Source organism: Enterobacter sp. Lyrl_3 (assembly GCF_051948675.1).
Lineage (GTDB): Bacteria > Pseudomonadota > Gammaproteobacteria > Enterobacterales > Enterobacteriaceae > Enterobacter > Enterobacter cloacae.
Genome location: NZ_JAYJLI010000003.1, coordinates 123,235 through 148,474 on the forward strand (window position 1 = coordinate 123,235; position 25,240 = coordinate 148,474).

Consider the following 25,240-nt stretch of genomic DNA (forward strand, 5'->3'; position numbering starts at 1 on the left):
GATTATTGGTCCTCCGCCGCAGCGGCCGCCGGGTTTTCAGCCGGCAGTTCGGTGTTGTTATCACCCAGCATGATGTGGTCGAGGATTTGGCGCATGATGGTACCCACGGCTGGCCCTGCGCCACCGTTTTCCAGAATCATTGCCACCGCCACCTGCGGGTTATCATAGGGTGCAAATGCCGTCATGAGCTTATGGTCACGCAGTCGTTCGGCAATGCGGTGCGCGTTATAGGTTTCGTTGGCCTTCAGGCCGAAGACCTGCGCCGTACCGGATTTGGCGGCCACTTTATACGGCGCTCCGGCGAAATATTTATGCGCGGTACCGTTCGGGCGGTTTGCCACCCCGTACATCCCGTCTTTGGCGATCTCCCAGAAGCCGGAGTGAATATCCCCCACTGGCGGTTCATGCGGTTGGATCCACGGCACTTTTTTGCCCTCTTCAACGGTACTTTGCAGCAGGTGCGGGACTTTCACCACCCCGTCGTTGATGAGGATCATCATCGCTTTGTTCATCTGCAGCGGGGTTGCGGTCCAGTAACCCTGGCCGATACCCACCGGAATGGTATCACCCTGATACCACGGCTTCTTAAAGCGCTTTAGCTTCCACTCGCGGGTTGGCATGTTGCCGGAGCGTTCTTCGGCGAGATCGACCCCGGTGTAATGGCCGTAGCCAAATTTGCTCATCCACTCTGACAGGCGGTCAATACCCATGTCGTAGGCCACCTGATAGAAGAAGGTATCCGCAGACTCTTCCAGCGATTTTGTCACGTTCAGATGACCGTGGCCCCATTTTTTCCAGTCGCGATAGCGTTTCTCTGAACCCGGTAACTGCCACCAGCCCGGGTCAAACAGGCTGGTGTTGCGGTTGATGACACCCGCGCTCAGCGCCGAGACGGCGACGTAAGGTTTCACCGTGGACGCCGGCGGATAGACCCCCTGCGTGGCGCGGTTGACCAGCGGCGTGTTCGGGTCATTAAGCAGGCCGGAGTAGTCCTTACTGGAAATCCCATCGACAAAGAGGTTAGGGTCGTAGCTTGGCATGGAGACCATCGCCAGTATGCCGCCGGTACGCGGATCGGTCACGACAACTGCCGCACGGCTGCCCGCCAGTAAGGTTTCAATATACTGCTGGAGTTTCAGGTCGAGCGTCAGGTAGACGTCATGTCCTGCCTGCGGCGGCACCTCTTTCAGCTGACGAATAACGCGGCCACGGTTGTTAACTTCCACCTCTTCATAGCCGGTCTGCCCGTGCAGGACATCTTCGTAATAGCGTTCAATTCCCAGCTTACCGATATCGTGCGTCGCGGCGTAGTTTGCCAGCTTGCCGTCTTTATCGAGACGCTCAACGTCTTTGTCGTTGATCTTGGAGACGTAGCCGATTACGTGCGTCAGTGCGGAACCGTAAGGGTAGTAGCGACGCTTGTAGCCTTTCACTTCCACACCGGGGAAACGGTACTGGTTGACGGCAAAGCGGGCGACCTGGACTTCCGTCAGGTTGGTTTTAACCGGAATGGAGGTAAAACGGTGAGAACGGGCGCGCTCTTTCTTGAACGCAGCGATATCGTCATCGTTAAGATCGACAACGCTTCGCAATGCTTCCAGCGTATCCTGCACGTTGTCGACTTTTTCCGGCATCATCTCAATCTGGTAGATGGTGCGGTTTAAGGCCAGCGGGGTGCCGTTACGGTCGTAAATAATGCCGCGGCTGGGGGCGATAGGCACCAGCTTGATGCGGTTTTCGTTTGAGCGCGTCTGGTAATCGGTATAGCGGACAATTTGCAGATTATAAAGGTTGGCGATCAGCACACCGGTAAGCAGCAAAATCCCCGTAAAGGCGACCAGCGCCCGGCGCACAAACAGCGCGGACTCAGCCGTATAGTCGCGAAAAGAATTCTGTAGTTTCATCCGCTGCTTAATCTACCCTGGTCAGTCATTACTCGCGGTGATAGGGGTGGTTGGTAGTAATGCTCCACGCGCGGTACAGGCTTTCTGCCACCAGTACCCGAACGAGCGGGTGGGGAAGCGTCAGCGCGGAGAGAGACCAACTTTGTTCTGCCGCCGCTTTACAGGCAGGGGACAACCCTTCAGGCCCGCCAATCAACAGACTGACGTCACGACCATCCTGCTTCCAGCGCTCCAGTTCGTGCGCCAGCTGCGGCGTATCCCAAGGCTTGCCTGGAATATCGAGGGTCACGATGCGGTTTTTGCCTGCGGCAGCCAGCATCAGTTCTCCCTCTTTATCAAGAATGCGTTTAATATCCGCGTTCTTGCCGCGCTTTCCGGCGGGGATCTCCACCAGCTCGAACGGCATATCTTTAGGGAAACGACGCAGATATTCAGTAAAACCGGTTTGTACCCAGTCCGGCATTTTGGTGCCGACGGCGACCAGCTGCAACTTCACGCATTAACCCCAGAGTTTTTCCAGCTCATACAGGCGACGGCTCTCTTCCTGCATGACGTGGACAATCACATCGCCAAGATCGACAACCACCCAGTCAGCGGTCGCTTCACCTTCAACACCGAGCGGTAATAGCCCTGCTGCACGTGATTCCTGCACAACATGATCGGCAATTGAAACCACATGGCGAGTAGACGTACCGGTGCAGATGATCATGCAGTCGGTGATGCTGGATTTACCCTTAACGTCGATAGCGATGATGTCCTGACCTTTCAGGTCATCAATTTTGTCGATAACAAAATCCTGGAGTGCTTTACCCTGCAAGTTTTCCCCCTGGGTGAATGAGATTGTGCAACTATGAATTCGTAGCCAGACAGTATACCTGAACTGACGCCCCTGTCGGGACAAATGTCACCGGCCGGGCTTTTGAAGGCGGGTATCATCCCACCCTCCGCCGGAGATTGCATCGCCATTTTTGTAAAACAATTTCTGTAAAGCAATGAGCGGCGGGAAAGTCTGGCAGCGGAGGATAACAGTATGGCTTACTCTGTCAAGGCAGGATAATCAATAAGGCGCTTTTTGTGCGCCCGGATTATGCGTCTGCGCTTTTCTGATACAACCCGTGCGCGTGGATATAGTCCAGCACTGACGATGGCAGGAGATCGTCACAGGCTAAACCGTGCTGAAGCCGGTCGCGAATGATTGTCGCAGAAATATCAAACCACGGCGTCTCCGCCAGATAGATCTTCCCGGCAGGTTGATTATGCAGATCTTCCACATTGTCGGTCAGATGAGCCTCCAGCCACTGCTGATACTGCTCTTCACGCATGGTCAGCGGATAGCCCGGACGGCGGCAGACGAGGAGATGGCTGTTCTCCAGAATGGTTTCATACTGGTGCCAGGTGGGGAAGTTGAGCAGAGAATCCTGGCCGATGATAAAGGCCAGCGGTTTGTCCGGCCCCTGTTCGGCCCGCCACTCCTGTAGCGTTTGCGAGGTCCAGGACGGGGTGTCGCGACGGAGTTCACGCTCGTCCAGGCTGAAGAGCGGTTTATCCGCAATGGCCAGGGCGAGCATCTCTTTTCGCTGCTCGCTGGTGGCCTCAGGCTGAGGCCGATGTGGCGGAACGTTATTGGGCATGATAATCACGCGCTGAAGACCAATCAGATTCGCCAGAATTTCAACCGGTTTCAGATGACCGTAATGGACCGGGTCAAAGGTGCCACCGTACAGGGCCTGTAGAGAGTGCATGCTATCCATCGATAAATACATCTGCCAGCGCCTTGTGGCAGAGCAGCAGAGAAAGGCTTTCCAGTTCCGCCCAGACGGACTGGCCGTAATCTTGTTTTAACGTGAGCTCTGCGCGCATCAAAAGCTGTACCGCCTGGCGCAGCTGTTCATGGCTCAGACGATTAATGGCCTCGGTGGTCATCGCCCGACGGTTTTGCCAGACACGGTGTTTGTCGAACAACGAACGCAATGGCGTATGAGCAGACTGGCGCTTGAGCGTGATGAGCAGCAGCAGTTCACGCTGCAGCGTACGCAGAAATATAACCGGTTCGCTACCCTCAAGGCGTAGCTGCTGCAAAATATGCAGGGCGCGCTTGCTCTTTGCCATCAGCAGCGCATCAACCCAGTGGAACGGCGTGAAGTGTGCGGCGTCGTTAACCGCCTGCTCCACGCGCGGCAGAGTCAGCTTGCCATCGGGCCAGAGGAGGGCGAGCCGGTCCAGCGCCTGGGCCAACGCCAGCAGGTTGCCTTCATAGCAGTAGCACAGCAGCTGATTCGCTGCGTCGTCCAGTTGCAGGTTATTCTGCTTCGCTCTTGCCGCCACCCATTTCGGCAAATGGGCCTGCTCAGGCGTCTGGCAGGTGACCAGCACGGCATGAGTGGCGAGTTGGGTAAACCACGCGGCGTTTTCCTGCGCTTTGGTGAGCTTGTTGCCACGCACGATTAACAGCAGATCGCTGTGCAACAGGCTGACCAGCGTCGCCAGCTGTTCATTGATGGCCGCGTTCGGACCATTCTCTGGCAGCAGGATCTGGATGGTCTGGCGTGATGCAAAGAGACTCATCGCCTGGCAAAGGGAGAAGAGGGCATTCCAGTCGGTATTGTTATCCAACTGGACGGTGTGGTGTTCATCAAAGCCCTGAGCGGCGGCGGCATGTCGCACGGCATCCAGGCTTTCCTGAAGCAAGAGCGGGTCGTTACCCAGTAGCATATACGCCGCGCGCAGCCCTTCATTGAGCTGCGCGCGGAGTTGTTCAGGATACAGCCTGATCATCAGTTACCCATGGAGGTAGAAACAGGAGGCGTGTTGGCATCCGGTTTGTCGATGATGTCAGAACCCTGTCTTGTCGTTGCGGCAATGCCTGGCAGCTTACGGATCAGCTGTTCTGCGGCCTTGTCGTACATTTCGTTAATGATAATCTGCTGCTCAGCATCTTTTGCCAGCGCCGTTTGCGGGTTATCAAAGAACGAGCGGTACACTTTGGTATTGATAGGGAAAATGTCTTTACCCGGGATCAATACTGCCGCGTTCACCGTCAGCACCATCTGATATTCCGCAGTACGTCCATCCTGGAAGATCGACGCGGTATCTTTAGCCAGCGATGAGCTTAAGATACGTAATGACGGTACATCCTGGCGCAGGGTGCCTTTTTCGATCAGTTGAACATCGTTCAAACGCAGCTGGTTACGCACTGCCCGGCTGAGTGGACCATTCGGATCCCCTGAGTCGAAAATCATCGTTTTCATCTCAGCGGGCACCGCCGTGGTATTGCGCAGGTGCCAGCCACACCCCGCGGTGACCAGCACCGCCAGAGATAAGAGTATTGTTGCCAGTTGTCGCACGTTTCCTCCCGCGCTTAGCCAACGACCAGATTCAGCAGTTTACCTGGTACGTAGATCACTTTACGTACGGTAACGCCCTCAAGATATTTCGCCACCAGATGTTCCTGGCCAGCACGCTCACGAACCTGTTCTTCGGTTGCATCAACGGCGACGGTAATTTTACCGCGTACTTTACCGTTGACCTGTACTACCACCAGCGTGGTGTTTTCCACCATGGCGGATTCATCAGCAACCGGCCACGGCGCGTTGTCGATATCGCCTTCGCCTTTCAGCTCCTGCCACAGGGTGAAGCTGACATGCGGGGTGAACGGGTTCAACATGCGCACGACGGCCAACAGCGCTTCACGCATTAAGGCACGATCCTGCTCGCCTTCCTGCGGTGCTTTCGCCAGCTTGTTCATCAGTTCCATAATAGCCGCAATTGCGGTATTGAAGGTCTGACGACGACCAATATCATCGGTCACTTTTGCAATCGTTTTATGAACATCACGACGCAGCGCCTGCTGATCTTCAGTCAGGGCAGCAACGTTCAGTGCCGGTGCGTCGCCCTGAGCGGTGTGTTCGTAAACCAGTTTCCAGACGCGCTTCAGGAAGCGGTTCGCCCCTTCAACACCGGACTCCTGCCACTCCAGGGTCATGTCTGCCGGTGAGGCAAACATCATGAACAGACGCACGGTATCCGCGCCGTAGCGCTCAACCATCACCTGCGGGTCGATGCCGTTGTTTTTGGACTTGGACATCTTGCTCATGCCGGTATACACCAGTTCATGACCTTCGGCGTCTTTCGCCTTCACGATACGGCCTTTCTCGTCGCGCTCAACAATCGCATCAACCGGAGAGACCCAGTTACGTTCGCCGTTCGCACCCACATAGTAGAACGCATCTGCCAGTACCATGCCCTGACACAGCAGCTGTTTCGCTGGCTCGTCAGAGTTCACCATGCCTGCGTCACGCATCAGCTTGTGGAAGAAGCGGAAGTAGAGCAGGTGCATGATGGCATGTTCAATACCACCGATGTAGATGTCTACCGGCAGCCAGTAGTTTGCCGCGTCGGAATCCAGCATCCCTTCCTGATACTGCGGGCAGGTGTAGCGGGCGTAGTACCAGGAAGACTCCATAAAGGTGTCAAAGGTGTCGGTTTCACGCAGCGCAGGCTGACCGTTAACGGTGGTTTTTGCCCACTCAGGATCGGCTTTGATCGGGCTGGTGATGCCATCCATGACCACATCTTCCGGCAGGATCACCGGGAGTTGATCTTCCGGGGTTGGCATTACGGTGCCGTCTTCCAGCGTGACCATCGGGATTGGCGCACCCCAGTAACGCTGACGGGAAACGCCCCAGTCGCGCAGGCGGTAGTTCACTTTACGCTCGCCCACACCCAGCGATGCCAGTTTGTCGGCGATGGCGTTGAAACCCTCTTCGAAGCTCAGGCCGCTGAACTCACCAGAGTTAAACAGCGTGCCTTTTTCCGTCAGTGCTTGCTCAGACAGGTCAGGTTCAGAGCCGTCAGCCGCCAGAATAACGGCTTTGATCGGCAGGTTGTATTTGGTGGCAAATTCATAGTCGCGCTGGTCGTGACCCGGAACAGCCATCACGGCACCGGTACCGTATTCCATCAGCACGAAGTTTGCTGCCCAGACCGGAATCGCTTCGCCAGTCAGTGGGTGCTTCGCATAGAAGCCCGTGGCAACGCCTTTCTTCTCCATGGTCGCCATGTCGGCTTCTGCCACTTTCGTGTTGCGGCATTCGTCGATAAAGGTAGCCAGCTCTGGGTTATTTTCGGCAGCTTTCTGCGCCAGCGGGTGACCTGCGGCCACGGCCAGATAGGTCGCGCCCATGAAGGTATCAGGACGGGTGGTGTAGACGGTCAGAGTCTGATCGTAGTTCTCAACGTTGAAGGTGATCTCCACGCCTTCAGAACGGCCGATCCAGTTGCGCTGCATGGTCTTAACGGTATCCGGCCAGTGGTCCAGCGTGTCCAGATCGTTCAGCAGTTCGTCAGCGTAAGCGGTGATTTTGATAAACCACTGTGGGATCTCTTTACGCTCAACTTTAGTGTCGCAGCGCCAGCAGCAGCCGTCGATAACCTGTTCGTTCGCGAGAACGGTCTGGTCGTTCGGGCACCAGTTAACGGCGGACGTCTTCTTATAGACCAGGCCTTTTTTGTACAGCTCGGTGAAGAACTTCTGTTCCCAGCGATAGTATTCCGGGGTACAGGTCGCCAGCTCGCGGCTCCAGTCATAGCCAAAGCCCAGCATTTTGAGCTGGTTTTTCATGTACGCGATGTTGTCGTACGTCCACGGCGCTGGCGCCGTATTGTTTTTGACCGCCGCGCCTTCTGCAGGCAGACCGAATGCATCCCAGCCGATTGGCTGCAGCACGTTTTTGCCCAGCATACGCTGGTAGCGTGCAATCACATCACCGATGGTGTAGTTACGCACGTGGCCCATGTGTAGTCGACCAGAAGGATAGGGAAGCATCGACAGGCAGTAATACTTCTCTTTGCTCTCGTCTTCGGTTACTTCAAAGGTACGCTTCTCGTCCCAGTGTTGCTGGACTTTTGATTCTATCTCTTCCGGGCGGTATTGCTCTTGCATGGCAGCCAGTGGTCCTGTTTTCAATACAGCTACAAATGTAGCCAATGGATGTGGTATTTCAGATCCGCATAGCATAGCCCAAACGCCCGCGTCAAAACAGCCTTTCGCACAAATGCGCTTTGCAGGAATTTACCGGGTCTGTGGTTCACCTGACAAAGCGGCGATGAAATAAGGTCTATTATTAGAAATAGTTACTTACCCGGGAGGCAAAATGATGAACAAGGTTGCTCAATTTTACCGCGAACTGGTGGCAACACTGACGGAACGGCTGCGTAACGGCGAGCGAGATATCGACGCGCTGGTGGAACAGGCGCGTGCGCGCGTGACGCAAACGGGTGAGTTAACGCGAACCGAAGTGGAAGAGGTGACGCGCGCCGTGCGTCGTGACCTCGAAGAGTTCGCGCGCAGTTACCAGGAGAGCCAGGACGAGGTGACCGACAGCGTATTTATGCGGGTGATCAAGGAGAGCCTCTGGCAGGAGCTGGCGGATATTACCGATAAAACACAGCTGGAGTGGCGTGAAGTCTTTCAGGATCTGAATCATCACGGCGTGTATCACAGCGGCGAAGTGGTGGGGCTGGGAAATCTGGTCTGTGAGAAATGCCATCACCATATTGCCGTTTATACACCGGAGGTGCTGTCACTCTGTCCGAAGTGCGGGCACGATCAGTTCCAGCGTCGGCCGTTTGAGCCCTAAATAAAAGCAAAACTGTTTGCGCCCTCTCCCTGTGGGAGAGGGCCGGGAAGAGGGAATCAGGCCGCAAAAGGTAAAAGCAAAACGGCAACCACGTTGCCGTTTTTAGTGTTTGCTCCCTCTCCCCGTGGGAGAGGGTTGGGGTGAGGGCATCAGGCCGCACTATAGTATGCGAGCCTCTCCGCCAGCAAATCCACAAACGCCTGCCGATCGATATCCACCATTAGCGTGGTATTCGGTTTATTGCCCGTCAGCGAATAGTAATCCACTACCGTCATCCCCTGGGTGTATTTCCCCTGGGTCTCCACACCAACCCAGCGCTCTACCGTGGTAAACATCTCAGGCTTCAGCAGCCAGGCAATGGTGCACGGGTCATGCAGCGGCGCGCCGTGGAATCCCCATTTCTCGGCTTTGTGATATTCCATAAAGAAGTCGAGCAGCTCGGCCACGGTCGTGGCAACCGGGTTGCCAATCGCACGAAAACGCTCGATGTCATTCGCCATAATCTGCGCCCGGTGGGTAACATCCAGCCCGGCCATCACAATCGGCAAGCCCGACTGGAAGACGATCTCCGCCGCTTCCGGGTCAACAAAGATGTTGAACTCCGCCGCAGGCGTCCAGTTACCCAGCCCCATGGCTCCGCCCATAATCACGATACGGGCAATTTTGCTGTGCAGTTCAGGATGGCTGTTCAGCAGCAGCGCAACGTTGGTTTGCGGGCCCGTTGCTACCAGCGTGACGGGTTCAGCACTCTCGCGTAGTACCTTTGCCATCAGCTCCACGGCGGTACAGGATTGCGGGGCGAAACCCGGTTCCGGCAGCGCCGGGCCGTCCAGGCCGCTTTCTCCGTGTACGTTGTCGGCAATGATCAGTTCACGCATCAGCGGTTTGACCGCGCCACCGGCCACAGGAATATCGGTGCGCTTTAGCAAGGTCAGCATACGCAGGACGTTGCGCAGGGTTTTCTCCGGCGTCTGGTTGCCGGCAGATGAGGTGATAGCTTTGACTTCAAGTTCAGGGGAGGCAAGTGCAAGGACGAGGGCAATCGCGTCATCATGACCCGGATCGCAATCGAAAATAATAGGCTGTGCCATAGCGTTCTCCATACGTAGCGTTATTTTGTGACAAGGTTAACGCTGCAATGTGACGCCGACGAGAAGCAGAGATTGAAAGCGTGAGACAGTGCGCAATCCGAAGATTGCGCACTGAGAAGATTAATGCAGGATTTTAGCCAGGAAGTCTTTAGCGCGTTCGGATTTCGGGTTGGCGAAGAACTCTTCTTTCGGCGAGTCTTCAACGATCTTGCCTTCATCCATAAAGATCACGCGGTTTGCCACTTTGCGGGCGAAGCCCATTTCGTGGGTCACCACCATCATGGTCATCCCTTCGTGGGCCAGTTCAACCATGACGTCCAGCACTTCGTTGATCATTTCGGGATCGAGTGCGGAGGTCGGTTCGTCGAACAGCATTGCCACCGGATCCATACACAGCGCGCGAGCAATCGCCACACGCTGCTGTTGGCCGCCGGAAAGCTGTGCCGGGAACTTATCGGCGTGCGCAGAAAGCCCCACGCGATCCAAAAGCTTCAGCCCTTTCTCACGCGCCGCTTTTTTGTCACGCTTAAGCACTTTCACCTGCGCCAGCGTCAGGTTCTCGATGATGGAGAGGTGAGGGAACAGTTCAAAATGCTGGAACACCATCCCCACGTGGGAGCGAAGCTGGGCAAGGTTGGTTTTCTTGTCGTTCACTTTGGTGCCGTTAACAACAATTTCACCCTGCTGCACAGGCTCCAGACCATTAACCGTTTTGATCAGCGTCGATTTACCGGAACCGGACGGCCCGCACACTACCACCACATCACCTTTTTTGACTTCGGTGGAGCAGTCGGTCAGCACCTGAAAGTGCCCATACCATTTAGAAACATTTTTCAGGGAAATCATTATACCGTCCTTTTCTTCAGCCAACTGACCAACAGCGACGCGCTTAAACTAATCACAAAATAGACCGCACCTGCGAAGAGCACCATCTCAACCTGCGTACCATCGCGCTCACCGATGGTGGACGCAGTACGGAAGAAGTCTGCCAGGCTCAGGACATATACCAGAGAGGTATCCTGGAACAGCACGATGCCCTGGGTCAGCAGGAGGGGAACCATGGCGCGAAACGCCTGCGGCAAAATAATGAGTTGCATGGACTGCCAGTGGGTCATCCCCAGCGCCAGCGCCGCGCTGGACTGCCCGCGTGAGATACTCTGTATGCCCGCACGGATGATCTCGGAATAGTAAGCGGCCTCAAACATGGAGAACGCAACCATCGCGGAAATCAGGCGGATATCGGTTTTCGGTGACAGTCCCAGAACGTTTTGCAGGAATCCGGGAACAATCAGGTAAAACCACAGCAGCACCATTACCAGCGGAATAGAACGGAAAACGTTAACGTAGGCAGTGGCAAACCAGGCGAGCGGTTTGAAGCTCGACAGGCGCATTACCGCCAGCAGGGTGCCCCAGACGATACCGACGATGATGGCGATCGCCGTGATTTTTAAGGTGATCACCAGGCCATCCAGCAGGTACGGCATGGAAGGAACAATGGAACTCCAGTCAAATTCGTACATTATTTGCCCCCCAGATTGCCCGGCAGGCGAATTTTGCGTTCAACCAGGTTCATCACCAGCATGATGAAAGCGTTAATCAGAACATACGCGAGCGTAATTGCCGTGAAGGATTCCCACGCGTGGGCGGAATAATCCAGCAGTTTACCCGCCTGCGCCGCCATATCGACCAGACCGATCGTGGAGGCGATGGCCGAGTTTTTGACCAGGTTCATCATCTCTGAGGTCATCGGTGGAACAATGACGCGGTAGGCGTTAGGCAGCAGGACGTAGCGGTAGGTTTGCGGCAGCGTTAACCCCATCGCCAGACCCGCGTTCTTTTGTCCACGCGGCAGCGACTGAATAGCGGCGCGTACCTGCTCGCACACGCGTGCGGCGGTAAACAGCCCCAGACACATCATCGAGGAGACAAAGAACTGTACGTTAGGATCCAGTTCCGACTTGAACCACATGCCAATATTTTCCGGCAGCAGTTCAGGAACGACCAGATACCAGGTAAAGAACTGCACGATCAGCGGAACGTTACGGAACAGTTCCACATACAGCGTGCCGATAGAAGAGAGAAAACGGTTAGGGACGGTGCGCAGAATACCGAACAGTGAACCGACAAGGAACGCAATAATCCACGCCGTTATCGATAACGCAACGGTAACCTGAAAACCGCTCCACAGCCAGCCAAGATAGGTTGTGTTGCCGAACGGGGCTTGTTGCAGAAATATGCCCCAGTTCCAGTCTATTGACATAATAAACTCCAGAAAAAAAAGGGTAGCAGCGCTACCCTCGAAGATTGGTGAGAAGCTCATTTTTCGCGCTGAGTGGGGAACGACCACTCAACGTATAGTCTGTCCATGCTTCCCGACAATCGAGAGGGCAGGAGATCCCGCCCCTGTAGTTCTAATTAGTTAAGAGCCTTGTCATTTGGTGATTTGAACAGTGCTTTCATGTCGTCAGACAGTTCAAAGTTCATGTTGAGATTTTTGGGGGGAATTGGGTTCTTGAACCATTTGTCGAACCATTTTTCCGCTTCACCGGAGGTTTGCACCTGGGCGATGGTGTCATCGATCAGCTTCTTAAACTGCGGATCGTCTTTACGCAGCATACAGCCGTAGGCTTCTTTCGACTGGGCGGTACCAACGATATCCCAGTTGTCCGGTTTCTTCGCTTTTGCACGTTCGCCAGCCAGCAGAGCATCATCCATCATAAACGCGACGGCACGGCCACTTTCCAGCGTACGGAAGGAGTCACCATGGTCTTTCGCGCTGATGATGCGCATATCCATTTTCTTCTCGTCGTTCAGCTTGTGCAGCAACACTTCTGAGGTTGTCCCGGAGGTCACAACAACGGCTTTGCCTTTCAGGTCAGCAAAATCTTTGATGTCACCGCCTTTTTTGGTCAGTAGACGGGTCCCCACCACAAAGATGGTGTCGGAGAAGGCGGCCTGTTTCTGACGCTCAAGGTTGTTGGTGGTTGAGCCACACTCAAAATCGAAGGTGCCGTTTTGCAGCAGTGGGATACGGTTCTGCGAGGTGATTGGAATCAGTTTTACCTGCAGGTCGGGTTTGTTCAGCTTTTTCTTCACGGCCTCAACGATGGCGTTAGAGTAGTCCTGTGAATAGCCCACGACTTTTTGCGTGTTGTCGTAGTAAGAGAACGGGACAGAAGATTCACGGTGGCCGACCACGATCACGCCGTTTTTGGCAATCTTGTCGAGAGTGCTGCCGGCTGCCGGCGCGTCTTCAGCGTGAACGACGCCTGCGGACATCCCCATTACCAGCATTGCTGTGGCCAGTTTACGTAATTGCATACCCAACTCCTTTCTTATCAGCGTCAGTGACGCATTGATACCCATTGTGATGTTGTTATATCTCGCGCTATGCGAGTGCAGTGTTATGCAAGCTTGTTAACATTTAGTCTGGCTTAATGTAAAGATTTTGCTGCGTTATTGTTTATTTTTGCGAAGCGCGCCGCACCATTCCGAGGCAGAAATCTCTCGTTGCACCGTTTCGGTGCTACCGGCGATCTATGCTGGTGCGACAAGGTTGCACACGAAGCCAAACTGCGTTTACCTGAATAAACAAAGCAATAGGCGTGCCAGAATTGAAATTTGGGAGGGAACTGTCGGGTGGCGGCTACGCCTTACCCGACCGACGAAGCGAAATGTAGGTCGGGTAAGCGTCAGCGCCACCCGGCAACAGAAGGTAAGATTAGCGACGACGCTGACGAAGGCTCATCAGCACAGCCCCAAAGCCAAACAGGGCGGTCAGGATCCACAGCGGCCAGTTGCCGGTGCGGGCATATGGCGTCAGGCCGCTTGTCGGCGTGACTTTAGCCGTCAACACGTCGCGCGTAAACTGCGGGAGCATGGCCTGAATTTCTCCCCGCGGTCCAATCACGGCGGTGATGCCATTGTTGGTGCTGCGCAACAGCGGACGCGCCAGCTCCAGTGAACGCATCCGCGCCATCTGGAAGTGCTGCCACGGACCAATCGACTTACCGAACCAGGCATCATTAGAGATGGTCAGCAGGAAGTCCGTATCCGGACGGAAGTTGTCGCGCACCTGTTCACCGAGGATGATCTCGTAGCAAATGGCCGCCGTCAGGGCAAAGCCGTGTGCATGCAGCTGCGGCTGCACATACGGCCCCCGACTGAAGGAGGACATTGGCAGGTCAAAGAACGGTGCCAGCGGACGCAGTATCGATTCCAGCGGAACAAACTCGCCAAACGGAACAAGGTGATTCTTGTTATACCGGTCAGTCGAGGTGTAGCTGTACTCGCTGTCTTTGCCGAGCGTAATGATGGTGTTGTAGGTATCGTAGCGGTTCTGCTGATTCAGACGCGCATCCACAATCCCGGTGATCAGCGTACTGCCGCGCGCGCGCAGCAGATCGTTCATCATGTTGAGAAACGGCTGCTGGTTAATTTCCAGATCCGGAATGGCAGATTCAGGCCAGATGATCAGCTGTGATTTACCCATCACCTCTTCAGTGGCGTTGGCGTAAATTTTCAGCGTGTTCAGCAACTCTTTTTCATCCCACTTCATCGCCTGCGGAATATTTCCCTGCACCATCGATACCTGTGTGGCGCGCTCTGGCATCAAGGTATACCACTGGATATAACGCAGCGGGAAGGGTAGAGCGAAAAGAACCAGCGCCACCACCAGCGGTTTCCAGTTACGCGTGACCAGCGCCAGCACCAGCAGGCCGCTCACCACCATCAGCAGGAAGTTAATGGCTTCAACGCCCATTACTGGCGCCAGACCTTTCAGCGGGCCGTCAATCTGGCTGTAGCCAAACTGCAGCCACGGGAAGCCGGTCAGCACCCAGCCGCGCAGAAACTCGGTGATCTGCCAGACCACGGGAGCCGCAATGGCAACGCGCAGCCAACTGGTTTTAGGCCACAGGCGGGAAAGAATGCCCGCAAACAGACCGGTGTAGAGCGAGAGATAGGCGGCCAGCAGAACCACAAGGAAGACGTTAACCGGCCCCGGCATACCCCCAAACTGGGCGATGCTGACGTAGACCCAGTTGATGCCGGATCCAAACAGCCCCAGCCCCCAGAAGTAGCCAATGGCTGCAGCTTGAACGGGACGACGATTCAGGGTTAACCCCTGTAACCCCATCAGGGAGAGAATGGCTGCAGGCCAGATATCGTAAGGAGAAAAAGCCAGCGTACCGCTGGCTCCAAGTAACAGCGCCAGCAGCAAACGGACGCGCTGGCGTTCAAGCAGTGGGGCAAATGCCATTTACATTAATCTTCCAGTTTTGGCACCGGTGAGTCGTCCGGCGTTCTGACATGAACCTGTATAATACGTCGGCTGTCGGCCATCGCCACTTTGAACTGGTAACCATCGATGTCAACGGTTTCGCCGCGGGCAGGAAGATGACCAAAGGCCTGCATCACCAGCCCACCAATGGTATCCACCTCTTCATCGCTGAAGTGGGTGCCGAAGGCGTCGTTGAAATCCTCAATGGAGGCCAGAGCGCGAACGGTCCACGTATGGCGGCTAAGCTGACGGAAGTCGATATCTTCTTCTTCGTCATACTCGTCTTCGATCTCGCCCACGATCAGCTCAAGAATATCCTCGATCGTGACAAGGCCTGACACGCCGCCAAATTCATCAATCACAATCGCCATGTGGTAACGCTGGGAGCGAAACTCTTTCAGCATCCGATCCACACGTTTACTTTCCGGCACAACCACGGCCTGGCGTAACACTTTTTCCATGCTGAAGGCTTCGGCATCGCTGCGCATAAACGGCAGCAGATCTTTGGCCATCAAAATCCCTTCGATGTGATCTTTGTCTTCGCTGATGACCGGGAAACGGGAGTGAGCGGATTCGATAATCACATCGAGGCATTCATCGAGGCTCTGGTTACGTTTCAGGGTAATCATTTGCGAGCGGGGGATCATGATATCGCGAACGCGCTGGTCGGCGATGTCCATTACCCCTTCGAGCATTTCGCGCGTATCTTCGTCGATAAGATCGTTTTGCCCGGAATCACGAATCAGCTCCAGCAGTTCATCACGGTTTTTGGGCTCACCATGGAAAAGCTGGCTCAGAATGAGGGAGAAAAATCCCTTTTTACTGTTTGTCGTGTCGCTACTGTGTGAATTGTCGTCGCTCATGGCGTTTGTTAAGGGTTCTCTCGTCAGTTCAATGTTTACCGCCGCGCTATTTCCTTACGCGGCGGCATGTTAGTCAGTCGGTTGTCTGACTATTCTTTCTCGGCAATGTACGGATCCTCATAGCCCAGAGCAAGCATTATCTCTGTCTCAAGGGACTCCATCTCTTCCGCTTCGTCATCTTCAATATGATCGTAGCCCAGCAGGTGCAGGCTTCCATGGACAACCATATGCGCCCAGTGGGCCTCGAGCGGCTTTTGCTGCTCTTTGGCTTCCTGTTCCACCACCTGACGGCAGATGATCAGATCGCCGAGCAGCGGCATTTCAATACCCGGTGGGGCTTCGAACGGGAAAGAGAGCACGTTGGTTGGCTTATCTTTCCCGCGGTAGGTCAGGTTAAGCTCATGGCTTTCTGCTTCATCCACCAGGCGAATCGTGACTTCTGACTCTTCCTGAAACTGGGGGATAACAGCATCCAGCCATTTCTGAAACTGCGCCTCTTCTGGCATGCCGGAATTATCTTCACAGGCCAGCTGTAAATCGAGGATCACCTGACTCATTTCTGTTCTTGCTCCTGCGCTTCGCGCTTACGTTCTGCGGCCAGTTCGGCCTTACGCTTCTGATCGGCCTCTTCCCAGGCTTCATAGGCGTTAACGATACGCGCAACCACCGGGTGGCGTACCACGTCTTCACTGTGGAAGAAGTTAAAGCTGATTTCGTCCACCTCAGCCAGCACTTCGATGGCGTGGCGCAGGCCCGATTTGGTGCTGCGCGGCAGGTCAATCTGGGTGACGTCACCGGTGATAACCGCTTTCGAGTTGAAGCCGATACGCGTCAGGAACATCTTCATCTGTTCGATGGTGGTGTTCTGGCTCTCATCCAGAATAATGAACGCATCGTTAAGGGTACGGCCACGCATGTAGGCCAGCGGGGCGACTTCAATCACGTTACGCTCAATAAGCTTCTCAACTTTCTCAAAGCCCAGCATTTCGAACAGCGCGTCGTACAGTGGGCGCAGATAAGGATCCACCTTCTGACTCAGGTCCCCCGGCAGGAAGCCGAGTTTTTCACCTGCTTCAACCGCCGGGCGGGTCAGCAGAATACGGCGGATCTCCTGGCGCTCCAGCGCATCAACCGCAGCGGCGACGGCCAGATAGGTTTTACCTGTACCCGCCGGACCCACGCCGAAGGTGATGTCATGGTCGAGAATGTTGGCAATGTACTGCGCCTGGTTCGGTGTACGCGGCTTGATGACGCCACGTTTGGTCTTGATATTGATGGCTTTGCCATAGTCCGGCACGCTTTCTGCGCTCTGCTCAAGCACGCGCGCCTCTTTAATGGCGAGGTGAATTTGTTCCGGTTCGATATCCTGAATTTCGCCACGCATCGGGGCGGTATCAACATACAGGTTACGCAGGATGTCCGCAGCCGCATTGACGCAGATAGGGCGTCCGGTGAGTTTGAAATGATTATCGCGACGATTGATTTCGATACCCAGACGTCGCTCCAGTTGTTTGATGTTGTCATCAAACGGCCCGCACAGGCTCAGCAGGCGAGCGTTGTCTGCGGGCGTTAGGCTAATTTCAAGCGTGTCTATGTTCAAACTGTTCCTCTTTGATTGGTTAACTGGCCCGGCGCCCTCAGGCGTAATAAAACGGTCATTACCGAAATTATTCACGCCATGGAAAAAAGGCGCAAGCGTTGCGGAAGATATTGGGGACGTTGAGAGGAAATACAAGGCCTGCCGGGAAGGCAGGCCTGAAGGATTATGGCTGGTAAACCCGAACGCCAGAATCGTTTTCTTTACGCGTGCGGGAAATGACGGATTCAGGAGATTGCGCAATGCGCAGCCCCATCTCATCTTCGGTGCGCACCAGTTTTCCGCGCAGCGAGTTGGTCAGCACTTCCACAATCTCGACGTCCACAAATTTACCGATCATGTCCGGGGTGCCTTCGAAATTCACCACGCGGTTGTTTTCGGTACGGCCTGAGAGTTCCATGATGCTCTTACGGGAGGTGCCTTCCACCAGAATACGCTGCACGGTGCCGAGCATGCGGCGGCTCCAGGCGTTGGCCTGCTGGTTGATACGCTCCTGCAGAATATACAGACGCTGTTTTTTCTCTTCTTCCGGGACATCGTCAACCATATCGGCCGCCGGTGTGCCAGGGCGCGCAGAGAAAATAAAGCTGTAGCTAACGTCAAAATTCACTTCGCCGATGAGCTTCATGGTGCGCTCGAAGTCGTCAGCGGTTTCACCAGGGAAGCCAACGATAAAGTCGGAACTTATCTGGATATCCGGACGCGCTTCACGCAGCTTACGAATGGTGGATTTGTACTCCAGCACCGTATGCGGACGCCCCATCAGGTTCAGCACGCGGTCAGAGCCGCACTGAATCGGCAAATGCAGGAAGCTCACCAGCTCCGGCGTATCGCGGTAAACGTCGATAATATCGTCGGTGAATTCCATTGGATGGCTGGTGGTAAAGCGAATACGGTCGATACCGTCAATCGCGGCCACCAGGCGCAGCAGTTCAGCAAAGCTGCCGGTGGTGCCGTCGTAGTTCTCACCACGCCAGGCGTTAACGTTCTGCCCCAGCAGGTTCACCTCGCGTACGCCCTGTGCGGCAAGCTGCGCGATTTCAAACAGAATATCGTCTGCCGGGCGGCTCACTTCCTCACCACGGGTATAAGGCACCACGCAATAAGTGCAGTATTTGTTGCAGCCTTCCATGATTGAGACGAATGCGGTCGGGCCATCCGCACGCGGCTCGGGCAGACGGTCAAATTTTTCGATCTCCGGGAAGCTGACATCAACGACCGGACTACGATCGCCGCGCACCTTGTTGATCATTTCCGGCAGGCGGTGCAGGGTCTGGGGGCCAAAGACAATATCCACATAGGGGGCTCTCTGACGAATCAGCTTACCTTCCTGCGACGCGACGCAACCACCCACACCGATGATCAGGTCCGGATTTTTTCGTTTGAGAAGTTTCCAGCGACCTAAAACGTGAAAGACTTTTTCCTGCGCTTTTTCACGAATTGAGCAGGTATTCAGCAGCAGCACATCGGCTTCTTTCGCATTTTCAGTCAGCTGGTATCCGTGGGTGGTATCCAGCAGATCGGCCATCTTGGATGAATCGTATTCGTTCATCTGACAGCCCCAGGTTTTTATATGGAGTTTTTTAGTCATCGACTTGCTCAGCTCAGGATTGCAAGCCGTGTATTGTAATGCTTTGGTGGGGTTGTGACCAGTATGAAGGTTATGCGTCTCAGGACTGCAAAAATCCGGTAAACTTAAGGGATTCTCCAATAAGGAAAAGTGACCATGACACTCCAACACACCGAAATTGCCGTTGTCGGCGGCGGTATGGTCGGCGGCGCGCTGGCGCTGGGGCTGGCGCAGCAGGGATTTGAGGTAACGGTTATTGAGCAGGCGGCACCTGCTGAGTTTGACCCGACGGCAAAGCCGGATGTCCGCATTTCCGCCATCAGCGCGGCCTCTGTTGATTTGCTTCGCGGGCTGGGCGTCTGGGAGGCGGTGCTCGATATGCGGGCTCACCCTTACAGTCGCCTTGAAACCTGGGAATGGGAAAATGCCCACGTCGCGTTTGATGCCGCCGAGCTGAAGCTGCCGCGTCTGGGCTATATGGTGGAAAACAACGTCCTCCAGCGGGCGCTCTGGCAGGCGCTGGAGGCGCATCCGAAGGTGACGCTGCGTGTTCCTGCGTCGCTGAAGGCGCTGCATCATCACAATAGCGGCTACACGCTGACGCTCGACAGCGGCGATGAACTGGCTGTGAAGCTGGTCATTGGGGCTGACGGTGCTCACTCGCAGGTCAGACAGATGGCGGGCATCGGTGTTCATGCCTGGCAGTATGAGCAGTCCTGTATGCTGATCACCGTTCAGTGTGAAAATGCGCCGGGAGAGAGTACCTGGCAGCACTTTACTCCGAATGGTCCGCATGCCTTTTTACCGCTGTTCGATAACTGGGCATCGCTGGTGTGGTACGACAAACCGGCGCGCATTCGCCAGCTACAGGGGCTTTCAATGGAGCAGTTGCAGCGTGAAATTCTGCAACACTTCCCGGCCCGTCTGGGACATATCACGCCGGTTGCCGCAGGGGCGTTTCCTCTTACACGTCGCCATGCGCTGCAGTATGCCCGTGAAGGGCTGGCGCTGGTGGGCGATGCGGCGCACACCATTCATCCTCTGGCGGGGCAGGGCGTGAACCTCGGGTATCGTGACGTTGACGCTTTACTGGATGTGCTGGGCAATGCACGTGCGCATGCGGAGGCCTGGTCAAGCCATCACATACTCAAGCGCTACCAGACGCGACGTATGGCGGATAACTTCATCATGCAGTCGGGGATGGATCTGTTCTATGCCGGTTTCAGCAATGATCTGGCCCCGGTGCGTATTCTGCGAAACATTGGATTGATGGCGGCGGAACGCGCCGGCGGCTTGAAGCGTCAGGCGCTTAAATACGCTCTGGGACTCTAATCTTTATTCCCTCTCCCTGTGGGAGAGGGCCAGGGTGAGGGCATCAGGCCGCACAATTCTGTACAAAAACAAAAAAGCCCGCAGAGCGGGCTTGTTTGTTTTAAGTGGCTGGGGTGCAGGGATTCGAACCCCGGAATGCTGGTATCAGAAACCAGAGCCTTACCGCTTGGCGACACCCCAATTGCGTTAAACGTACTGCTTAACGACTTTTAAATTGGCTGGGGTACGAGGATTCGAACCTCGGAATGCCGGAATCAGAATCCGGTGCCTTACCGCTTGGCGATACCCCAACAATTTTTTATTACCGAAACAGATCGATAATCTTAATATGGTGGCTACGACGGGATTCGAACCTGTGACCCCATCATTATGAGTGATGTGCTCTAACCAACTGAGCTACGTAGCCAGTACTGCGTTCTTCGATGGCTGGGGTACCTGGATTCGAACCAGGGAATGCCGGTATCAAAAACCGGTGCCTTACCGCTTGGCGATACCCCAATACCGCGGAGAACCGCATGATCGAAGAAATATGGCTGGGGTACCTGGATTCGAACCAGGGAATGCCGGTATCAAAAACCGGTGCCTTACCGCTTGGCGATACCCCATCCGTGCAACGCTTACCTGGGAATGGTGCGGGAGGCGAGACTTGAACTCGCACACCTTGCGGCGCCAGAACCTAAATCTGGTGCGTCTACCAATTTCGCCACTCCCGCAAAAAAGATGGTGGCTACGACGGGATTCGAACCTGTGACCCCATCATTATGAGTGATGTGCTCTAACCAACTGAGCTACGTAGCCATCTTTTTTTCGCGTTACCTTATCGGCGTTGCGGGGCGCATTATGCGTATAGACCCTTGCAGCGTCAACACCTTTTTCAACGAAAATGGCCGGAATGTGACTGTTTGGTTAGGTTGCGAACAGCGTGACCGAATATTCGGCAATTATTGGTTATTAATCGATTTTAGACGGTGAAATGTAAGGCAAATAAAAACAGGCCCCGCAGGGCCTGATGTTCAAATACGTGTTTATTTATAGGCAGACTGGTGAACGCCTACCGCACGTCCTGATGGATCGTTCATCGCTTTGAAAGATTCATCCCATTCAATGGCTTTCGCTGAAGAGCAGGCCACTGAAGGACCGCCTGGCACACACTCAGCAGCACTCGGTACCGGGAACAGCTCTTCGAAGATCTCACGGTACAGATACGCTTCTTTAGAGCCTGGCGTGTTGTACGGGAAGCGGAAGCTTGCTGTTTCCAGTTGTTGGTCTGAAACCTGTTTCGCCGCCACCTCTTTCAGGGTGTCGATCCAGCTGTAGCCAACGCCATCCGAGAACTGCTCTTTCTGACGCCATGCCACGCTCGCCGGCAGGTAGGATTCAAAACATTCACGCAGGATATGTTTTTCCATTTTACCGTTGCCGCACATTTTGTCCTGCGGGTTAATGCGCATGGCCACGTCGAGGAATTTTTTATCCAGGAACGGAACGCGCGCTTCAACACCCCATGCGGACATCGCTTTGTTAGCACGTGCGCAGTCAAACATGTGCAGCGCCTGCAGTTTACGTACGGTCTCTTCATGCAGCTCTTTCGCGTTCGGCGCCTTATGGAAGTACAGGTAGCCGCCAAACACTTCATCAGAACCTTCACCTGACAACACCATCTTGATGCCCATTGCTTTAATCTTACGGGACATCAGATACATAGGGGTGGATGCACGAATGGTCGTCACATCATAGGTTTCAATGTGATAGATCACGTCGCGGATCGCATCCAGACCTTCCTGCACGGTGAAATGAATTTCATGGTGCACGGTGCCGAGGTGGTTCGCCACGTCCTGCGCGGCTTTCAGATCCGGTGCACCTTCCAGCCCTACGGCAAAGGAGTGCAGCTGCGGCCACCAGGCTTCTGAACGCTCTTGATCTTCAACACGACGCGCCGCAAATTTCTTGGTGATGGCTGAAATAACGGAGGAGTCCAGCCCGCCGGAGAGCAGCACACCGTAAGGCACGTCTGACATCAGGTGGCTTTTAACGGAATCTTCCAGCGCCTGACGCAGCTCGGCTTTGTCAGTCACGTTGTCTTTTACCGCGTCATAGTCAAACCAGTCGCGCTGGTAGTACTGACGGATTTCGCCATCTTTGCTCCACAGATAGCTACCTGCCGGGAACTCTTTAATGGTGCGGCATACCGGCACCAGCGCTTTCATTTCAGACGCAACATAGAAGTTGCCGTGTTCATCATGGCCCATATACAGCGGAATGATACCAATGTGGTCGCGGCCAATCAGATAAGCGTCTTTTTCGCTGTCGTACAGGGCGAACGCAAACATACCCTGCAGGTCGTCCAGGAACTCAGGGCCTTTCTCCTGATACAGCGCCAGAATGACTTCACAGTCAGAGCCAGTCTGGAAGGCGTAGCGATCGCCATACTCGGCACGCAGCGCCTGATGGTTATAGATTTCACCGTTTACAGCCAGCGCGTGTGTTTTTTTCTCGTTATACAGCGGCTGTGCACCGGCGTTGACGTCTACAATCGACAGACGTTCATGAGCCAGAATTGCTTTGTCACTGGCGTAAATACCGGACCAGTCCGGGCCGCGATGGCGCATCAGGCGGGACAGCTCGAGTGCTTTTTTACGCAGTTCGCCCGCGTCAGTTTTAATATCCAGTACGCCAAAAATTGAACACATAACCTTCTCCGTTAACCCTGTTGCTTTGTAATGTTGCTTGCTTATGAAAATGCCGCAAAGGAGAAGAGCGCGCAAGGGTTTTACCGGGTTAAACGAAAATAGTGCAATGGTGATTGCGGAATGTTGAAAAAAGAGTATGCCATGAACAGTTTTATTGATGATTATGCAATGAACTGGCGTTTTTGTTAGATATGATTTTATTGGACGGGGCTATAAATGAAAAACCACGCCCTGAGGCGTGGTTCTGAATCAGATAATGTCAATTTCGTCGACGGAGGGGTAGATCCAGCTCGGCCGGAACGGCATCGAATCAATGTCATCAAGTTGAGAGACACCGGAGAGCACCAGAATGGTCTCCAGACCCGCCTGGAAACCGGCCAGAATATCGGTGCGCAGGTTATCACCGACAATCACCGTCTCTTCAGAGTGGGCCTGCATCGTGTTCAGCGCGGCACGAATGATCCACGGGCTAGGTTTACCGACCACAAACGGCTTACGACCGGAGATTTTTTCGATACCGGCGCACAGTGCGCCGCAGGCCGGATAGAAACCACGGCCGTGCGTATCCGGGTTGGTGGCGATAAAGCGCGCGCCGCTGGCGACAAAGTAGGCGGCCTTATGCATCATCTCCCAGTTAAACGAGCGCGTTTCGCCGACGATCACAAAGTCCGGGTTCACATCGGTAATGGTAAAGCCTGCTTTATATAGCTCGTGGATCAGCGCACCTTCACCGACCACGTAGGCTTTTTTCCCTTCCTGACGCTTCAAAAAATCTGCCGTCGCCATTGCGGAGGTATAAAACACGCTGTCCGGTACGTTGATGCCCGCCGTAGCAAAACGGTTCGCCAGATCCTGACCGGTTTGGGAAGGGTAGTTCGTGAGAAGAACCAGCGGCATTCCTTTGTCGATGATGCGGTGTAGAAACTCCGCAGCACCTGGCACGGCGACGTTGTCGTGCATCAGCACGCCGTCAATATCACAAATTACATTCTTAATGGTCATGAACAATCCGACATCAAAAAAAGAAGGCGTTACTATAAGTCCCGATTAGCTTTCCAGCAAATGCTGCAACAGGATCCCGTTGAGCATGGCGCGTTTGACCAGCGCAAACGCGCCAATCGCAGAGCGGTGATCCAGCGTCGAACGCACGACCGGTAAATTCTGACGAAACGCTTTCAACGCCTGGGTGTTAATGCAGCCACCAATCGCGGGCAGTAACACTTTTTCCGCCTCGACGATTTCACCTGCAATCACCACTTTTTGTGGATTAAAAAGGTTGATGGCAATGGCAATGGTTTTGCCGAGGTGGCGCCCGACCTGTTCGATCACTTCGCAGGCCAGCGCATCGCCTTTATTGGCGGCTTTGCAGATGGCGCCGATTTTACAATCATCCAGCGTCACGCGGCTCTGGTAGCCTTGTTCCAGCAGATGACGGACGCGATGCTCAATGGCCGCGTTGGCGGCAACCGTTTCAAGACAGCCAAAATTACCGCAGTGGCAGCGCTCGCCAAGCGGTTCCACCTGGATATGACCAATCTCGCCCACATTGCCGTTACGGCCAATAAAGATACGTCCGTTGGAGATAATGCCCGCCCCGGTACCGCGGTGAACACGCACCAGAATAGAGTCTTCACAGTCCTGACTCGCACCAAAGTAGTGCTCGGCCAGCGCCAGCGAGCGGATGTCGTGACCCACAAAGCAGGTCACTTTAAAGCGCTTTTCCAGCGCCTCCACCAGCGCCCAGTTCTCGACCGGGATATGTGGCATATAACGAATGACACCGCTTTCCGGATCAACCAGCCCGGGCAGGATCACCGAAATGGCGATGAGCTCGCGGATCTTGCGCTGACAGCTTTCGATAAAGTGCGCGATGGTATTGAGCAGCGCGTGCTCCAGTGTCTCCTGGGTGCGCTCCGGAAGAGGGTAGTGCTCTTCGGCAATGGCTTTACTGCTCAGATCGTAAAGCGTCAGGGTGGTGTCATGGCGACCAAGACGAACGCCAATGGCCTGAAAATTGCGGGTTTCGGTGATGATGGAAATTGCGCGGCGGCCTCCGGTGGAGGCCTGCTGATCGACTTCTTTGATCAGGCCGCGCTCAATAAGCTGACGTGTAATTTTTGTCACGCTGGCGGGAGCAAGCTGGCTTTGTTCGGCTATCTGAATACGTGAGATTGGCCCGTGTTGGTCAATCAGGCGATATACCGCCGCGCTGTTAAGCTGTTTAACGAGATCGACATTACCGATTTGAGCTTGTCCGCCTGGTGTCATACTTTT

Annotated in this window: 22 protein-coding genes and 7 tRNA genes; 2 read left to right on the plus strand and 27 right to left on the minus strand. The window is 54.7% G+C overall.

Translation table 11 applies throughout. The features are described 5' to 3' along the window. Window positions 1–2: 2 nt before the first annotated feature. From mrdA to leuS, 7 genes are all read right to left on the minus strand, one after another. Window positions 3–1,904, minus strand: coding sequence for a peptidoglycan DD-transpeptidase MrdA (mrdA, locus tag VF709_RS08315; RefSeq protein ID WP_013097589.1), 1,902 nt, complete (start codon window positions 1,902–1,904; stop codon window positions 3–5). A gap of 28 nt (window positions 1,905–1,932) precedes the next feature. Next, window positions 1,933–2,400 (minus strand): 23S rRNA (pseudouridine(1915)-N(3))-methyltransferase RlmH, encoded by a 468-nt coding sequence (rlmH, locus tag VF709_RS08320; protein WP_003858701.1) that lies wholly within the window; start codon window positions 2,398–2,400, stop codon window positions 1,933–1,935. 3 nt (window positions 2,401–2,403) lie between these two features. Beyond that, on the minus strand, window positions 2,404–2,721 hold the full coding sequence (gene rsfS / locus VF709_RS08325) for a ribosome silencing factor (protein ID WP_003858696.1): 318 nt from the start codon (window positions 2,719–2,721) through the stop codon (window positions 2,404–2,406). 268 nt (window positions 2,722–2,989) lie between these two features. After that, window positions 2,990–3,655 (minus strand): nicotinate-nucleotide adenylyltransferase, encoded by a 666-nt coding sequence (nadD, locus tag VF709_RS08330; protein WP_020685664.1) that lies wholly within the window; start codon window positions 3,653–3,655, stop codon window positions 2,990–2,992. Continuing rightward, a complete protein-coding gene (gene holA, locus VF709_RS08335) occupies window positions 3,648–4,679 on the minus strand; it encodes a DNA polymerase III subunit delta (RefSeq protein WP_440231275.1) in 1,032 nt (343 codons plus the stop codon). Before holA ends, nadD begins: the two co-directional genes overlap by 8 nt. Beyond that, window positions 4,679–5,248 carry an LPS assembly lipoprotein LptE gene (gene lptE / locus VF709_RS08340; protein WP_028028133.1) on the minus strand — a complete coding sequence of 190 codons (570 nt, stop codon included), beginning with the start codon at window positions 5,246–5,248 and terminating at the stop codon, window positions 4,679–4,681. The genes holA and lptE overlap by 1 nt, the downstream gene beginning before the upstream one ends. Before the next feature lie 14 nt (window positions 5,249–5,262). After that, window positions 5,263–7,845 carry a leucine--tRNA ligase gene (gene leuS, locus VF709_RS08345; RefSeq protein ID WP_020685667.1) on the minus strand — a complete coding sequence of 861 codons (2,583 nt, stop codon included), beginning with the start codon at window positions 7,843–7,845 and terminating at the stop codon, window positions 5,263–5,265. A 214-nt stretch (window positions 7,846–8,059) separates the two neighbouring features. On the opposite strand from leuS, the gene VF709_RS08350 reads away from it, so the two are divergent. Further along, window positions 8,060–8,542, plus strand: a complete 483-nt coding sequence (locus VF709_RS08350; protein WP_014831082.1) for a zinc ribbon-containing protein — start codon at window positions 8,060–8,062, stop codon at window positions 8,540–8,542. Between the two features lie 149 nt (window positions 8,543–8,691). Here the strand turns inward: VF709_RS08350 and rihA are convergent, their stop codons facing one another. The 10 genes from rihA to miaB all read right to left on the minus strand — a co-directional run bounded on the left by rihA (window position 8,692) and on the right by miaB (window position 18,965). Further along, complete coding sequence (gene rihA / locus VF709_RS08355) at window positions 8,692–9,633, minus strand: pyrimidine-specific ribonucleoside hydrolase RihA (protein ID WP_139936171.1); 942 nt, start codon at window positions 9,631–9,633, stop codon at window positions 8,692–8,694. 120 nt (window positions 9,634–9,753) lie between these two features. After that, window positions 9,754–10,479 (minus strand): amino acid ABC transporter ATP-binding protein, encoded by a 726-nt coding sequence (locus VF709_RS08360; RefSeq protein WP_014831084.1) that lies wholly within the window; start codon window positions 10,477–10,479, stop codon window positions 9,754–9,756. Then, complete coding sequence (gene gltK, locus VF709_RS08365; protein WP_013097580.1) at window positions 10,479–11,153, minus strand: glutamate/aspartate ABC transporter permease GltK; 675 nt, start codon at window positions 11,151–11,153, stop codon at window positions 10,479–10,481. The genes VF709_RS08360 and gltK overlap by 1 nt, the downstream gene beginning before the upstream one ends. Next, window positions 11,153–11,893 (minus strand): amino acid ABC transporter permease, encoded by a 741-nt coding sequence (locus VF709_RS08370; RefSeq protein WP_013097579.1) that lies wholly within the window; start codon window positions 11,891–11,893, stop codon window positions 11,153–11,155. Before VF709_RS08370 ends, gltK begins: the two co-directional genes overlap by 1 nt. Before the next feature lie 155 nt (window positions 11,894–12,048). Next, window positions 12,049–12,954 carry an amino acid ABC transporter substrate-binding protein gene (locus tag VF709_RS08375; RefSeq protein WP_014883004.1) on the minus strand — a complete coding sequence of 302 codons (906 nt, stop codon included), beginning with the start codon at window positions 12,952–12,954 and terminating at the stop codon, window positions 12,049–12,051. Between the two features lie 400 nt (window positions 12,955–13,354). Further along, entirely contained in the window at window positions 13,355–14,893 is a 1,539-nt protein-coding gene (lnt, locus tag VF709_RS08380) for an apolipoprotein N-acyltransferase (RefSeq protein ID WP_058650498.1), read from the minus strand. Between the two features lie 5 nt (window positions 14,894–14,898). Beyond that, on the minus strand, window positions 14,899–15,777 hold the full coding sequence (gene corC, locus VF709_RS08385; protein WP_013097576.1) for a CNNM family magnesium/cobalt transport protein CorC: 879 nt from the start codon (window positions 15,775–15,777) through the stop codon (window positions 14,899–14,901). Window positions 15,778–15,866: 89 nt separating this feature from the next. After that, entirely contained in the window at window positions 15,867–16,334 is a 468-nt protein-coding gene (ybeY, locus tag VF709_RS08390; RefSeq protein WP_003858677.1) for an rRNA maturation RNase YbeY, read from the minus strand. Then, on the minus strand, window positions 16,331–17,377 hold the full coding sequence (locus tag VF709_RS08395; RefSeq protein ID WP_020684942.1) for a PhoH family protein: 1,047 nt from the start codon (window positions 17,375–17,377) through the stop codon (window positions 16,331–16,333). The genes ybeY and VF709_RS08395 overlap by 4 nt, the downstream gene beginning before the upstream one ends. A 163-nt stretch (window positions 17,378–17,540) precedes the next feature. Next, entirely contained in the window at window positions 17,541–18,965 is a 1,425-nt protein-coding gene (gene miaB, locus VF709_RS08400) for a tRNA (N6-isopentenyl adenosine(37)-C2)-methylthiotransferase MiaB (RefSeq protein ID WP_013097574.1), read from the minus strand. A 135-nt stretch (window positions 18,966–19,100) separates the two neighbouring features. Here miaB and ubiF point away from each other — a divergent pair, with 135 nt between their 5' ends. Further along, on the plus strand, window positions 19,101–20,276 hold the full coding sequence (ubiF, locus tag VF709_RS08405) for a 3-demethoxyubiquinol 3-hydroxylase (protein WP_149896846.1): 1,176 nt from the start codon (window positions 19,101–19,103) through the stop codon (window positions 20,274–20,276). Between the two features lie 105 nt (window positions 20,277–20,381). Here the strand turns inward: ubiF and VF709_RS08410 are convergent. The 10 genes from VF709_RS08410 to nagC all read right to left on the minus strand — a co-directional run bounded on the left by VF709_RS08410 (window position 20,382) and on the right by nagC (window position 25,234). Beyond that, window positions 20,382–20,456: transfer RNA gene (locus tag VF709_RS08410), tRNA-Gln, on the minus strand. Between the two features lie 35 nt (window positions 20,457–20,491). Next, window positions 20,492–20,566 (minus strand) — tRNA-Gln (locus VF709_RS08415). A 39-nt stretch (window positions 20,567–20,605) separates the two neighbouring features. Continuing rightward, a tRNA-Met gene (locus tag VF709_RS08420) sits at window positions 20,606–20,682 on the minus strand. A 17-nt stretch (window positions 20,683–20,699) separates the two neighbouring features. Further along, window positions 20,700–20,774 (minus strand) — tRNA-Gln (locus tag VF709_RS08425). A 32-nt stretch (window positions 20,775–20,806) separates the two neighbouring features. Continuing rightward, a tRNA-Gln gene (locus VF709_RS08430) sits at window positions 20,807–20,881 on the minus strand. 23 nt (window positions 20,882–20,904) lie between these two features. Then, window positions 20,905–20,989, minus strand: a tRNA-Leu gene (locus VF709_RS08435). An 8-nt stretch (window positions 20,990–20,997) separates the two neighbouring features. After that, window positions 20,998–21,074 (minus strand) — tRNA-Met (locus tag VF709_RS08440). 227 nt (window positions 21,075–21,301) lie between these two features. Then, the gene (gene asnB / locus VF709_RS08445) at window positions 21,302–22,966 is read right to left on the minus strand and encodes an asparagine synthase B (RefSeq protein ID WP_013097572.1); all 1,665 of its coding nucleotides are present in this window, start codon (window positions 22,964–22,966) and stop codon (window positions 21,302–21,304) included. 249 nt (window positions 22,967–23,215) lie between these two features. Beyond that, window positions 23,216–23,968: a ribonucleotide monophosphatase NagD gene (nagD, locus tag VF709_RS08450; RefSeq protein ID WP_013097571.1), complete on the minus strand. Its 753-nt coding sequence runs from the start codon at window positions 23,966–23,968 to the stop codon at window positions 23,216–23,218. Between the two features lie 45 nt (window positions 23,969–24,013). After that, window positions 24,014–25,234, minus strand: coding sequence for a DNA-binding transcriptional regulator NagC (gene nagC / locus VF709_RS08455; RefSeq protein ID WP_440231278.1), 1,221 nt, complete (start codon window positions 25,232–25,234; stop codon window positions 24,014–24,016). Window positions 25,235–25,240 lie beyond the last annotated feature (6 nt).